The 13,809-nt window shown below is 33.8% G+C and carries 10 protein-coding genes; 2 read left to right on the forward strand and 8 right to left on the reverse strand.

Annotation, left to right across the window (positions count from 1 at the left end; all coding sequences use genetic code 11):
* Positions 1 to 82 precede the first annotated feature (82 nt).
* The 3 genes from sdaAA to ACYQ39_RS02290 form a co-directional block, all read right to left on the reverse strand.
* The gene (sdaAA, locus tag ACYQ39_RS02280) at positions 83 to 955 is read right to left on the reverse strand and encodes an L-serine ammonia-lyase, iron-sulfur-dependent, subunit alpha (RefSeq protein ID WP_459840254.1); all 873 of its coding nucleotides are present in this window, start codon (positions 953 to 955) and stop codon (positions 83 to 85) included.
* A 9-nt stretch (positions 956 to 964) separates the two neighbouring features.
* Positions 965 to 1,636: an L-serine ammonia-lyase, iron-sulfur-dependent subunit beta gene (gene sdaAB, locus ACYQ39_RS02285; protein ID WP_459840255.1), complete on the reverse strand. Its 672-nt coding sequence runs from the start codon at positions 1,634 to 1,636 to the stop codon at positions 965 to 967.
* A 143-nt stretch (positions 1,637 to 1,779) separates the two neighbouring features.
* A complete protein-coding gene (locus tag ACYQ39_RS02290) occupies positions 1,780 to 2,904 on the reverse strand; it encodes an amidase domain-containing protein (RefSeq protein ID WP_459840256.1) in 1,125 nt (374 codons plus the stop codon).
* A 279-nt stretch (positions 2,905 to 3,183) separates the two neighbouring features.
* On the opposite strand from ACYQ39_RS02290, the gene ACYQ39_RS02295 reads away from it, so the two are divergent.
* Positions 3,184 to 3,372 (forward strand): 4Fe-4S binding protein, encoded by a 189-nt coding sequence (locus ACYQ39_RS02295; protein ID WP_459840257.1) that lies wholly within the window; start codon positions 3,184 to 3,186, stop codon positions 3,370 to 3,372.
* Between the two features lie 504 nt (positions 3,373 to 3,876).
* Here ACYQ39_RS02295 and ACYQ39_RS02300 read toward each other — a convergent pair.
* The 4 genes from ACYQ39_RS02300 to ACYQ39_RS02315 all read right to left on the reverse strand — a co-directional run bounded on the left by ACYQ39_RS02300 (position 3,877) and on the right by ACYQ39_RS02315 (position 12,163).
* Positions 3,877 to 4,671, reverse strand: coding sequence for a YdcF family protein (locus ACYQ39_RS02300; RefSeq protein ID WP_459840259.1), 795 nt, complete (start codon positions 4,669 to 4,671; stop codon positions 3,877 to 3,879).
* Positions 4,672 to 4,792: 121 nt separating this feature from the next.
* Positions 4,793 to 6,247 (reverse strand): glutamate synthase subunit beta, encoded by a 1,455-nt coding sequence (locus ACYQ39_RS02305; protein WP_459840260.1) that lies wholly within the window; start codon positions 6,245 to 6,247, stop codon positions 4,793 to 4,795.
* Positions 6,247 to 10,752 carry a glutamate synthase large subunit gene (gene gltB / locus ACYQ39_RS02310; protein WP_459840261.1) on the reverse strand — a complete coding sequence of 1,502 codons (4,506 nt, stop codon included), beginning with the start codon at positions 10,750 to 10,752 and terminating at the stop codon, positions 6,247 to 6,249. The genes ACYQ39_RS02305 and gltB overlap by 1 nt, the downstream gene beginning before the upstream one ends.
* A gap of 178 nt (positions 10,753 to 10,930) precedes the next feature.
* Positions 10,931 to 12,163, reverse strand: coding sequence for a dicarboxylate/amino acid:cation symporter (locus ACYQ39_RS02315; protein ID WP_459840262.1), 1,233 nt, complete (start codon positions 12,161 to 12,163; stop codon positions 10,931 to 10,933).
* 146 nt (positions 12,164 to 12,309) lie between these two features.
* Between ACYQ39_RS02315 and ACYQ39_RS02320 the strand changes: the two genes are divergently transcribed.
* Complete coding sequence (locus ACYQ39_RS02320; protein WP_459840263.1) at positions 12,310 to 13,470, forward strand: methyl-accepting chemotaxis protein; 1,161 nt, start codon at positions 12,310 to 12,312, stop codon at positions 13,468 to 13,470.
* Positions 13,471 to 13,507: 37 nt separating this feature from the next.
* Here the strand turns inward: ACYQ39_RS02320 and ACYQ39_RS02325 are convergent, their stop codons facing one another.
* Entirely contained in the window at positions 13,508 to 13,684 is a 177-nt protein-coding gene (locus ACYQ39_RS02325) for a hypothetical protein (RefSeq protein ID WP_459840264.1), read from the reverse strand.
* Positions 13,685 to 13,809: the final 125 nt, after the last annotated feature.

Below are 13,809 nucleotides of genomic sequence, written 5' to 3' on the forward strand. Positions count from 1 at the left end.
TTAATTTTAGTATATCCTATTCTAGAATTAAATTATTAGCTTAAAATAAATTAGAGACTACCTTAAGGTAGTCTCTTAAAAATCATACAAGATTATTTTTAATTTTACATCCTGTAGGAGTAGCCGCCAAACCACCTAACGATGTTTCTTTTAATTTAGATGGCATAGCATCTCCTACTTTCTTCATTGCTACTATTACTTCATCAGCGGGAATTACACTCTCAATACCTGCTAAAGCCATTTCTGCGGCAGTTAAAGCATTACTTGCTCCCATAGCATTCCGTTTTATACAAGGAATTTCTACCAATCCAGCGACTGGATCACAGACCAACCCTAAGGTATTCTTCAAAGCAATAGCCACTGCACTAGCTACTTGCTGGCCATCTCCTCCTAATAAATAAGTAACAGCTCCAGCAGCCATTGCAGATGCTGAACCACACTCTGCTTGACATCCACCTTCTGCTCCCGAAACAGATGCTTGTTGGGAGATTATAAGTCCAATACCTGAAGCCACAAATAATGAATCAATTACCTCATCATCAACTAAATCTCTATCTTCTGCTACTGCCAAAACTGTACCTGGTAGAATACCACAAGAACCAGCAGTAGGAACTGCCACAATTCGTCCCATAGCAGCATTTACTTCTGCTACAGCCAAAGATTTAGCAATAGCTGAAGAGAAGACTGTTCCTGTTACTGTTCTTCCTTCTTCTTGAAACTTTAGCATTAATTTAGCATCTCCACCTGTCAAACCACTCATAGAAGAAACATCTTCATTTAACCCTTTAGTAATTGCACTCTTCATTACATCTAAGTTCTTCTTCATTCCATCTTTAATCTCAGTTTGGGATATATCAGTTAATTCTTTTTCACGTCTGATAACTACTTCAGCTATAGAAATTTCCTCTTCAGTTACAATAGATATTAGTTCTGTTATTGTTTTAAAATTATACATTTTCTCCTCCTATTCTACAGGGCCAACTACTTTAAGATCATTAATTTCTGATATATTATTTATTGCATTAATAGTTGATTGATCTATTTCTTCATCAAGTTCAATTACTGCTGTAGCTAAGGCACCTTTATACTCTCTTAAGACCTTCATAAAAGCAATATTTAAATTACTATCTTCTAAAGCTTTAGTTACTTTAGCTACTATACCTGGTTGATCTTGATGAGTAGTAATTACTGTGTAGTATTCTCCAGTTATATCGACTTTTATATCATCTATCTGCTTAATAACTACACTTCCTCCTCCAACTGAAGAAGCTACTATAATTGTTATCTCACCATTTGCATCTTTAATCTCTAGTTTTATAGTATTAGGATGAACATCATCTAAATCTATTGGGATAAATTCAAACTTTAATTCCTTCTCTTCAGCTAATTGAAATGACTCTTTAATTGCAACATTATCTGTTGTTAAACCAAGTAACCCTCCAACTAATGCTTTGTCAGTTCCATGACCTTGATAAGTTTCTTTAAAAGAGCCATGTAAATAAATTTTAACTTGATTAAAATCTACTCCAACTATTTCTCTAGCTAAATTCCCTATTCTTACTGCACCAGCAGTATGAGAACTTGAAGGACCAACCATAGTTGGCCCTAAAATATCAAATGTACTTAAATTACTCATATCATCACCATACCTATACTTTAATGTATTATTTGTAATTATCAACTACATCTATGCAATAGATAACCTATATAATTATATCAAATAGTTAAAAGAAAGAAAACATGCGTTAGCAATCTTATCAAAACAAAAATAGTTATTTATTAATAATGGACACGAACTAACCAAAACCTTATTCCTTTATTACTCCAACCTAAGTCCCAGGGAACTCTATGTCGATCTGAATTATGGCAGTTTACTAGAATATATCCTTTAGAGTCGACTCCAGTTACAATAGACACATGAACAACTTTTCCCTTCTTTTGATAAGCTATATAATCTCCAGGTAATAATTTATAAGAATTTTTTAATACCTTACTATAAGTACCTCGAGAAATTAAAGATGCTCTACCACTATCAAGCATATATCTATTGAAAGCTTGTGCATTCACCCATGCTTTGCTTCCTCTACCTTTTCTATAGTTCCAGATACCATTTTTATTGAACCCTCCTCCTTCATATAGCATCTGGGAAGCAAAGTTGGCACAGTCTCCTCCTTGATAATTATAATTTTTATATTCAGAATTATATTTAAAACCATACTTAGGTGGGCTAGCAGCACCACAATACTTATCAACATACTCTAATGCTTTTACTCTTTTCTTATTTAAATTTGATAGATCTTTAGGCTCGTTAGAAAGAATTAACTGCTTTATCTCTTGATCTTTGATTTCATCTAAATTTAAAGAATCAGCAAAGGGATCTCTATACCATTCCTTAGTAATAACTAATCCTTCTTCTTGAGAAATTAACTTCACAACATGATAGGTTCCAAGTCTAAAAGAATTATTCTTTTCTGGTGAATCTTGATATACATACTGATATTCAGTAGAAACTGTTAAATTTACTGAAAATCCATCTTCTTTCTCTTCTATACGTTTTACAATAACTTGAGAATCAATTTCTGTAAATTTTACTCCTTGTTTCTCTGACCAGTTATGTAAATATTTCATTTTTTTAATCTCATGTTCATAAGCCCAGATTCCAGTCTTAACTTCTTTATCATATAGACTTTCTAAAGCATCTGTATCTTCTTCTAACAAAGCCTTATTACGAATATCAAATATCTTCTTTATTTCTACCTCTAACATATCATCTGAAGTTTCCTCTATAAGCACAGTAGTATCTTCTGTAGAAAAACCCCAAAAGTAAACGCTTAAACCAAAGATTATTAAAAAAACCGTAACTATCAATACTACTCTTCTTGATAATCTAATAAAAATAAACATATTTTCCCCTCCAAAATATACTTATACAATTATATGTATAAAATTGAAGAGCTATTCTCTAATATTCATTCTTTTCTCTAATTAAAATTTCAAATATCAAAAAAGATAATTCTATCAACTATACATATAGATAACTGACTTAACTCACAGCTAGCTCTTAAAGAAACTAGCTTTTTATATTGATATCTCAAAAATTGATTTACGTGAGTCAAATCACAGAAGTTATATCTAAAATAAATTATTATATATATAGATGATACCATTTAAGGAGGAGATATAATGGCCTACCCAGTAGTAGATCAAGATCAATGTATTGCATGTGGGGTTTGTAAGTCAGTCTGTCCAGCAGATCCTAATGTCTTTGAAATAAAAGAAGCATCTAACGTAGTAAATCCTGAATCTTGCATTGCTTGTGGCGCTTGTGTAGAAAATTGTCCAGTCTCTTGTATTGAATTAAAAGATGAATAGAGCATTACAAACTTTTAATATCCCCTTTTATCATCACATAAAATTAATAAAAAGACCAAGGAATAATTCCTTGGTCTTTTTATTAGTTCTTTTTACTATATAGAATAGGATAGATAAGCCAACTAAATAGTAAAAAGTTCAGTGTCCCTGATATATTAATACTTAAATTTCTAAAATCTTTAATTAAAAAAACAAGAAACACTATAAAATTAAAGATAACACCTGATAAATATAACCAAATAATAATATTTAATCCCTCCACATATGAACATCTTATCTAGTACAACTTATATCATTTATTTTTAAACTTTAATCATTATAACAAAAATTATAAATCTACTAGTAATAATTATACTTCATATAACTACAAAATAATATGATTCAAGTCACATAAATATTGTAACATTTATTATTATTTAATACTACTTCTAACAAATTTAGTAAAGTTAATTCACAAAAAAGGGAATTTATTATTAAGTATAAATCTAGTTACCATAAGGTGAGCTATCCTTTAAAGTGATACCAGGCTAATCCTATCCATTCATGAAGAGCCTCTAATGAATTATGTAAAGAAAACCGATTAGGAATATATCTTAAAAAGTTAACCTTAGAATCAAAAATATAATCTGTAGGTGCTGTTACTATCTCTCCATTCCAATTCTGCTTAAAAGAGTAAACTGCTCTCTTCATATGAGTAGCACTAGTTACTAGAACTATTCGTTTATAGCCTCTTTTTTGTAATATCTTAGTAGTATTAGTAGCATTAAGCCATGTATTTAAAGCTTTAGTTTCTGTAATAATTTGATCTTTATCAGTTCCCCAATCAATTAATATCCCTTCCATAATTTTAGATTCTGCTGGCCCTTTTACTCCTGGTGGTACTCCTCCAGTTACTACTATATTAAATCCTGTCTTCTTTTGTAATTCCCAACCATACTGTAATCTTTTTAAGCTCGTTCTACCAATCTCTGCTCCTACTTGAGTTCCTCTAATTATTCCGCCTCCTAAAACTACTATAGCAGTTTTAGTCTCTTGTTTAAGTAAATTATCTACTTTGACAGAATAAAAACTATCCTCTAAAGGTTTAGTTAAAACAATTTCGCCAATATAAGAACTAAATAAATAAATTAATAACAATAATCCAACTAATAATATAGGAATAAAACTACTATTCTTACGATGATAAGAATAACCACTCTGTCTAAAACTATAAACTAGAATTCCTAATGCCAATAGTAATACAAAAATCCCTGGTGGTAATAATAGCTTAGAAACTAATTTAGTTACTATGTAATTCATTGTAGATTACCCCTTTCTAGATTTAAGCTATCAATAGTCAAACACTAATTTAATCATTCAACAAAGTATGTTACAAATAAAATAGACCAACTCCTGTAAAAGAAGTTGGCCATAACTTTTATTATTCCTCTAAATATTCATCAACAGTTTCAGCTACCTCTCGTCCTTCATTGATTGCTCTTACAATTAAAGAGGCCCCCTGTCGCATATCACCAGCAGCAAAGAATTTCTCCTGGCTAGTCTGATAATTTTCTGCTTTAACATTCTTACGTTCATCTAACTCTAAATCCAACTCTTCAACCATACCTTCATGCTCTGGATGAACAAATCCAATAGCTAAGATAACTAAATCAACTGATAGAGAGAATTCACTATCTTCAATCTCTTGCATCTCTTTTTCGCCTGTTTCATTTTCTACCCATTCTACTTGAACAGCATGATATTCTTCTACTTGTCCTTCATCATTACCACTAAATTTCTTTGTTAAAACAGACCAGTCTCGAACATCAAGTTCATCCCCACTAGTATCAACTAAAGAATCAGCTTCTTGATGAGAACTAGAAGTCTTTAAAGTCTGAGGATATTGTGGCCATGGATTATCATCTGCTCTATCTGCAGGTGGTTTCTCTAATAACTCAATCTGATATACTTTTTCTGCTCCCTGTCTAATAGCTGTTCCAACACAGTCAGAACCAGTATCTCCACCACCAATTACAATTACTCTCTTACCTTCAGCATCAATTAATTCATCCTCAGGAATCTCATTACCAGCTACTCTATCATTCTGTTGAGTTAGATAATCCATAGCATAGTGAATGCCATCTAGCTCACGGCCATAAACTGGTAAATCTCTAGCCTTTCTAGACCCACCAGCTAAAACTACAGCATCATATTCTTCCTCTAACTCTGTAGCTGATATATCAGTTCCTACTTCTGTATTTAGTACAAACTCAATACCTTCTTCTTTAAGCTGATTAACTCTTCTGGCTACTACAGATTTTTCTATCTTAAAATCTGGAATACCATAAGTTAACATACCACCTGCTTTAGAGTCTCGTTCATAAACTGTAACAATATGCCCTTTTCTATTTAGCTGCTGAGCTGCTGCTAAACCAGCTGGGCCAGAACCTACTACTGCTACTTCTTTATCAGTTCTTACTTTAGGTGGTCGTGGCTTAATCCAACCTTCTTCCCATCCTTTTTCAGAGATAGCTAATTCAATATTCTGAGTAGCTACTGCATCGTCATCAATTCCTAAGACACAGCCTCCTTCACAAAGAGCAGGACATAATCGACCTGTAAAGTCAGGAAAGTTGTTAGTCTCCTGTAATAGCTGTAGAGCCTTCTGCCATTCTCCCTGCCTAATAAATGAATGCCACTCTGGACATAGATTACCTAGAGGACAGGAATAATTACAGAAAGGAGTTCCACAACCCATACATCGCTTGGCTTGCTCTGCTGTATACTCCTCTGTTGGTAATTCATAAACTTGATTATAATCCTCTACTCGCTTCTCAACTGGTCGCTTAGAAATTTCCTCACGATCTATTCGCAAAAATCCTTTTTCTTTACTCATTATTCCGTCCCCCCCTTGCGACTAGCAAGAATCTCTCGATAGCGTGGTGAGATAACCTTAACAAATTTACCAATAGCTTGGTCCCAATTATCTAATACTTCTTGACCACGCTGACTGCCAGTATATTCAACATGATTTTTAACTAATCTTTTAATTGTTGCAATATCTTCTTCCTCTTCCACCTGCTCAGCTTCTACCATTAAGTCATTTAATCGATCTCTAAATTGACCATCAATATCATATACATAAGCAATACCGCCACTCATTCCGGCTCCAAAGTTACGACCAGTCTGACCAAGAACAACTACTCGTCCACCAGTCATATATTCACAACCATGATCTCCAATACCTTCTACTACAGCTTCAGCACCAGAGTTTCTAACACCAAATCTTTCACCAGCAACACCATTCATATATAATTCACCTTTAATAGCACCATATAAGATTGTGTTACCAGCAATAATATTTTCATGAGCTGGACTAGTAGCTTCATCAGGCTGCTGTACAATTAATTTAGCCCCAAATAATCCTTTACCAACATAGTCATTAGCTTGGCCTTTTAGATTCATTGTTAAACCTTGCATACCAAAAGTACCAAAACTTTGTCCAGCATAACCATTAAAGTTAATCTTAATTGTATCATCTGCTAATCCTTCTTCACCATATCTTTTAGCAATTTCACCACTTAACATTGTACCTGTAGTTCGATTAGTATTATTAATATCTACATCAAATTCTACAGTTTCTTGATCTTCTAAAGCAGGTTTAGCTTGATCAATTAAATCTCTATCTAAGATGTCATCTATACCATGATCCTGCTCTTCAACACAGTGGTTTTCAATTCTATCTGGTAAAGTTGGTTGATGTAGAATCTTAGAGACATCTACACCTTCAGATTTCCAATGCTTGATAGCTTCATTCATATCTAGCTTATCAGTTCGGCCAATCATCTCATCAACTGTTTTAAAGCCTAATTCAGCCATAATCTCTCTTAACTGCTGGGCAATGAAAGTAAAGTAATTAACTAGTTGTTCTTTCTTACCTGCAAATCGTTCTCTAAGCTCTGGATTCTGAGTAGCAATTCCTACTGGGCAGTTGTTACTACTACAGTCTCTCATCATTACACAACCCAATACTACTAATGCAGCAGTAGCAAAACCATATTCTTCAGCACCTAATAGAGCTGCTATTGCTACATCGCGTCCTGTTCTCATCTGGCCGTCAGTCTGAATTCTAACTTTGCTTCGTAGATTATTCTTAGTTAAAACTTGATGAGTTTCAGAAACTCCTAACTCCCATGGTAGACCAGCATGTTTGATAGAGTTAAGTGGTGCTGCACCAGTTCCACCATCATGACCAGATACTAAGATCATATCAGCATGAGCTTTAGATACTCCAGCTGCAATAGTTCCAATACCTATCTCAGATACTAACTTAACACTGACTCTAGCGGCTGGATTTACATTCTTTAGATCAAAGATTAACTGAGCCAAATCTTCAATAGAATAAATATCATGATGTGGTGGTGGAGAAATTAAGTCAATGCCTGGAGTAGTATGACGTACAGAAGCTATCGCTTCACTTACCTTTCGACCAGGTAGATGACCACCTTCACCAGGCTTAGCACCCTGAGCCATCTTAATCTGTAATTCATCACCATTAACTAAATAGTGAGTAGTTACACCAAAACGTCCAGATGCAACCTGTTTAACAGCACTTCTTCTATCATCTTCAAAACGAGCTGGGTCTTCTCCACCTTCACCAGAGTTGGACATACCTCCAATCTCATTCATAGCCCGAGCAATTGTCTCGTGAGCTTCTTTAGAAATAGAACCAAAGGACATAGCTCCTGTTACAAAACGCTGTCTAATTTCTTCAACTGATTCTACTTCTTCAATATCAATTGATTCTCTATCTTTGAAGTCGAAGAGACCTCGAATAGTCGATAATCTTTCAGTCTGATCATCCATTAATTCTGCATAATCTTTATAAAGTTCATAATCCCCAGTTCTAACAGCCTGCTGTAGTGTAGCAATTGCTTCAGGACTAAATAAGTGTTCTTCACCATCTTTACGCCACTTATATTCTCCCTTATTCTCCAATAGAGCACCATGTTCATTTAAACCTTGGTACGCTTCTTTATGATTAGTAATCATCTCTTCTTCCACTACATCAAGACCAATTCCTTCAATTCGAGTCGTTGTACCTGGGAAGTATTTCTCTACAAACTGAGAACCAAGTCCAACTGCTTCAAAAATTTGGGCTCCACGATAACTTTGAATTGTAGAGATTCCCATCTTGGACATAATCTTAAATAGACCTTTTTCTGCAGCTTTAATATAGCTCTTCTGTCGTTTCTTTCTCTCAGTTAAGTCATCTGTCTCTGTTAGATATAATCCTTGATCACTCATATAAGATATAGTCTCTAAAGCAAGATAAGGATTGACTGCTAAAGCACCATAACCAATTAATAAAGCATAATGCATAATCTCTCTTGCTTCTCCAGTCTCTACAATAATATCAACACCATTACGTTTCTGTTCTCTAATTAAATAATTATGAAGAGCAGAAGTTGCTAATAGACTTGGAATTGGTGCATTGAAGTCATCAACCTTACGATCACTTAAGACAATTACATTATAACCAGCGTCAATGCTCTCCTCTACATGATGGAATAATTTCTCTAGCCCTTTCTCTAAACCATTTTCTTCCTCTGGATCGAAGACCATTGGCACTACTCGTGTATTAAAGTTATTATCTTCTAAGTGCACAATCTTATCTAGTTTATCATTAGTTAAGATTGGAGAATCAAGTTCTACAGTCTTGGCTTTATCCTCTGTTCTCTCCAAAATATTTCCTTTTGAGCCTAGATTAGACTTAAGAGACATAACTATTTCTTCACGAATTGGATCAATTGGTGGATTAGTTACCTGGGCAAATAATTGCTTAAAGTAGTTAAATAATGGCTTTTGTTTGTTTGATAAAACAGCCAATGGTGTGTCATTACCCATAGAACCAATTGCCTCTTTTTTATTTTCAGCCATTGGGCCAATTAGTGTACTTAAGTCTTCACGGCTATATCCAAAGGCTCTTAATCTTTCTGGAATTGTATCAAAGTCTTCATTATAACGCTTAACTCCTTCTTCTAACTCCTCTAAGTGGCGCTTATTATCATTTAACCACTTACCATATGGTCGAGCAGAACTTACTTCCTGCTTAATCTCTTCATCAGGAATAATGCGCCCTTCTTCTGTATCAACTAATAACATTTCACCTGGCTTTAAGCGTCCAGCTTGAGCTACATTACTAGCTTCAACATCTAGAGTACCTATCTCAGAACCTAAGATTACATAATCATCTTTAGTTACTGTATATCTAGCTGGTCGTAGACCATTTCTGTCTAGAGTGGCACCAATCTGCTTACCATCTGTAAATGCAATAGCAGCTGGACCATCCCATGGTTCCATCATACAAGCATTATATTCATAATAATCTCTTACTTCATCATCTAAAAATTCATTCTTCTCCCAAGCTTCAGGGACTAACATAGTCATAGCTTCTACTAAACTAAATCCTGAGGCCAATAATAATTCAACTACATGATCTAAGTTAGCTGAATCACTATCTTCCTCATTAGTAATTGGGAATAAATCATCAATCTCATCACCTAATACTTCAGACTCTAAATCAGGTTCTCTAGCAGCCATCCAGTTAATATTACCTCGTAAAGTATTAATTTCTCCATTATGGGCCAAATATCTAAATGGCTGAGCTAAGTCCCAAGATGGGAAAGTATTAGTACTATATCTCTGGTGTACTAAAGCAATAGCCGATTTAACTTTCGGATCTGTTAAGTCCTGATAAAAGTCATTAATCTGTCTAGGCAACAATAGACCTTTATATACTAAGACCGAATTAGAAAAACTCGGAATATTAAAGTATTCTTTATTCTTAATATCTGATTCTGCAATTGCTTTCTCAATCTTTCTCCGAATTAAATATAACTTGAGTTCAAAATTATCTATAGTTTCGTCTTTTTTAATAAATACCTGCTTAATTACTGGACGAGTACTTGCAGCGCTATCTCCAATATTAGATGTATCAACTGGAACTTGACGCCAACCTAGTACTTCCTGCCCTTCTTCTCTAATTACTTTTTCAATAATACCTTCAGCTAATAAACCTTGATCTAACTTTCGTGGCAAGAAGATCATACCTACACCATAATCTCCTACCTCTGGTAATTCAATATCTTGTTGCTTCATCTCCTGTCTTAAAAACTGATCTGGCATCTGAATCAATAAGCCAGCTCCATCTCCTGTTAATGGATCTGCTCCAATACCACCACGATGGGCTAACCTTTCTAAAATATCTAATCCTTGCTCCACTACTTTATGACTCTTTTCACCTTTCATATGAGCAATAAATCCTACTCCACAACTATCCTTTTCTTGCTCAGGTGAATATAGCCCTTCTGCTGGTGGAATACCTATTCCTTGTACCATTCTCTACTCCTCCTCTATTGTATATTATTTTAATTACTCGAATAATTATTGAGGGTTAGTCCATATTATATGCAATCTAGACGAAAAATTAAAGGGTAAATAACAAATAAAATTAATAAAAATAAAAAGAGCCTGCTATTAAGCAGACTCCTTATATAATGATATTTTTTCACTATCACTATCCATCTACAACCTCAAGGTCGTCAGTAGTTGTATCATTTGATTCAGTAGTTTCAATTAAAGCAGCTACAGCACTATCCCCTGTTATATTGGTAGTTGTCCGTGCCATATCTAAGACTCTATCTATACCAGCTACCAAAGCTACACCATCTAGAGGTAGACCAACACTCTTAAGAGCCAAGGTCAACATAATCAAACCGGCTGAAGGAACCCCTGCTGTTCCTATAGATGCTAAAGTAGCAGTTAAAACAATAGTCAACTGTTGCACAAAACTTAAGTCAATACCATATACCTGAGCTACAAATAAAGCACAAACCCCTTGATAAAGAGCAGTTCCATCCATATTAATTGTAGCTCCTAAGGGTAAGACAAAACTAGAGATCTGATTAGAAACTCCTAAGTTCTCTTTAGCACACTTAGTAGTAACCGGTAGTGTGCCTGAACTACTACAAGTACTAAAAGCAAACAACTGGGCACTAGTAATTCCTTTAAAAAATTCCATGACATCTAAATCTGTAAGAAACTTTATTAAACTTCCATAAGTAATTATCCAGTGTACCAAACAACCTAAATAGACTGCTATAATCACTTTAATTAATGGTAATAATACTGAAAGACCAAAACTACCTACCACAGTAGCTATTAGAGCAAATACACCATAAGGAGCAAAGTTCATTACTATTTCTGTCAACTTATACATAACTTCAGCAAAAGAATCGAAAAAATTCTTAAAAATCTCTCCTTTCTCTTTAGTTAAAGCAATGGCTATTCCTAAAAAGATAGAAAAGATTATAATCTGTAACATATTAGCATCAACCATAGCAGTTAATGGATTTTTAGGAACTAAATTTAATATTGTTTCTCCTGGATTTGGTGCTTTAGCCCCTTCCATTGTTGCATTATTAAGATTCATATCTACTCCTACACCGGGCTGCATAATATTACCGAAGAGTAAACCAACTATAATAGCAAAGGCAGTCGTCAATAAATAAAAGCCTATTGTCTTACCACCAATTCTACCTAATTTCTTAATATTTCCTATACTTGCTACTCCCACAACTAAAGAAGAAAATACCAAAGGAACAATAATCATTCTAATCAACCTAATAAATACTTTCCCTACTGGTTCAATCACTTTGGCTTTTGGCCCGAAGATCAAACCAACTATTGCTCCTAAGATTAAACCAATTAAAATCTGAGTGTGTAACTCTAAACTTCTCCACTTCTTCATTCTCTCTCCTCCCTTCCTTAAAATTTTATTATTAATTTCTACAAATTATTCTTCCTCAATCACTATTGAAAATAGGATATATTATAGTATAATACTAATAAGTACTTGTAAAAACATTATATACCAAACTATAAAGGAGGCAAATTTTGAATTTTAAAATCAATCTTAAATGGAAATTAATCTTATCTATTTCTATAGTTGCTATGATTCCAGTTGCTGTTCTAGCTATTAGACAATGGAATAACCTAACAACAACTGACTTTCTTATTATAGGAGGTAGTTTTATTCTCTTGTTAATTCTTTCTTATCCTATAGATAACTTATTAACTAAAGAAATGGAAAAAGGAAGAAAGTTTGCTGAGGAGATAACAAAAGGAAATTATGATGTAAAACCTCTAGAAACTGACAATAAAAGCCAATCAGGTAGAATGTTCCAGGCACTTAATGAAATGAGATATAAAATACGTAATGATATTCAAACAATTAATGGCGAAATTTTAGATGCTGTAGAAAAGCTATCAGCTTATAGTGAAGAATTATCTGCTTCAGCCCAAGAAGGAAATGCTACTATTGAAGATACTAGTCAATTAATTGATGATATGTCAGCTACTATCCAACAGATATCTGCTAGTGCAGAAGAAGTGTCAGGATTTGCAGAAGAATCTAATGAAAAAACACAAGTTGGTAGTGGTAATATTACTGATACCATTAGTAGTATGATTGATATTAGATCTGAAGTAGAAAGAACAGCAGAGATTCTTAATAATTTAAATGATAATTCTCAACAGATTGGAGAAATTATAGAGATAATTACCAATATAGCAGAACAGACCAACTTATTAGCTCTTAACGCTTCTATCGAAGCAGCTAGAGCAAGTTCTGATACTGAATCTTCAACTGGAAAGAGAGGACAAGGTTTTGCAGTTGTAGCAGAAGAAATTAGAGAATTAGCAGAAGAAACTAATCAAGCTACAGATAAAATAACTAATTTAATTAAAGAGACTCAAGAGCAATCTAATGCCGGTTTAGAAGCAATTAATAAAGTAAAATCTAAAGCTCAAAAAGGACAACAGATTGCTCAAGAAACAGGCCAAGTCTTTACAGAAATTGAAGAGGCAAATGAAGAAACTGCAGCACAAATTCAACAAACAGCCAGTGCTACTGAGAACCTAGCAGAAAATAGTGAGTTAATAACTAATTCTGTTACTGAAATTGTTACTATGTCAGATGAAATAACTGACTCATCACAGGAATTAGCTACTATAGCCCACAGACTTGAAGAGCTTATTGCTAAATTTAAACTTTAAATACAATAAAAGCCAACTTCTAAGAAGGTTGGCTTTTTTATTCACAGTTCTTTCTTTTCCTTCCACAACCTGCACTTCTACATCTTCTACAATATGGTTGTGGCTTTCGTTGGTTACCAGATATCCTTCTAAAACCAAATTTCTCTTCTACTTCTTGAGGTAGATTAGCTTCTTTTCCACAACATGAACAGACTGCTCTCATTTGGCTTGTCATAATTTTATCACTCCTTAATTTGTTATTTTTACTTAAAGAGCTGACCTATCTAATATAATCTTATGTTTGAAAGATATAATTATTACTAATTTTATAATTAAATGAAAAAATAAACTTATTATATT

This window comes from Halanaerocella petrolearia (assembly GCF_054657875.1).

Bases quoted from the DNA above. Each gene is read 5' to 3' on its own strand.
- sdaAA (WP_459840254.1), bottom strand. From the start codon at position 955: ATGTATAATTTTAAAACAATAACAGAACTAATATCTATTGTAACTGAA.
- sdaAB (WP_459840255.1), bottom strand. From the start codon at position 1,636: ATGAGTAATTTAAGTACATTTGATATTTTAGGGCCAACTATGGTTGGT.
- ACYQ39_RS02290 (WP_459840256.1), bottom strand. From the start codon at position 2,904: ATGTTTATTTTTATTAGATTATCAAGAAGAGTAGTATTGATAGTTACG.
- ACYQ39_RS02295 (WP_459840257.1), top strand. From the start codon at position 3,184: ATGGCCTACCCAGTAGTAGATCAAGATCAATGTATTGCATGTGGGGTT.
- ACYQ39_RS02300 (WP_459840259.1), bottom strand. From the start codon at position 4,671: ATGAATTACATAGTAACTAAATTAGTTTCTAAGCTATTATTACCACCA.
- ACYQ39_RS02305 (WP_459840260.1), bottom strand. From the start codon at position 6,247: ATGAGTAAAGAAAAAGGATTTTTGCGAATAGATCGTGAGGAAATTTCT.
- gltB (WP_459840261.1), bottom strand. From the start codon at position 10,752: ATGGTACAAGGAATAGGTATTCCACCAGCAGAAGGGCTATATTCACCT.
- ACYQ39_RS02315 (WP_459840262.1), bottom strand. From the start codon at position 12,163: ATGAAGAAGTGGAGAAGTTTAGAGTTACACACTCAGATTTTAATTGGT.
- ACYQ39_RS02325 (WP_459840264.1), bottom strand. From the start codon at position 13,684: ATGACAAGCCAAATGAGAGCAGTCTGTTCATGTTGTGGAAAAGAAGCT.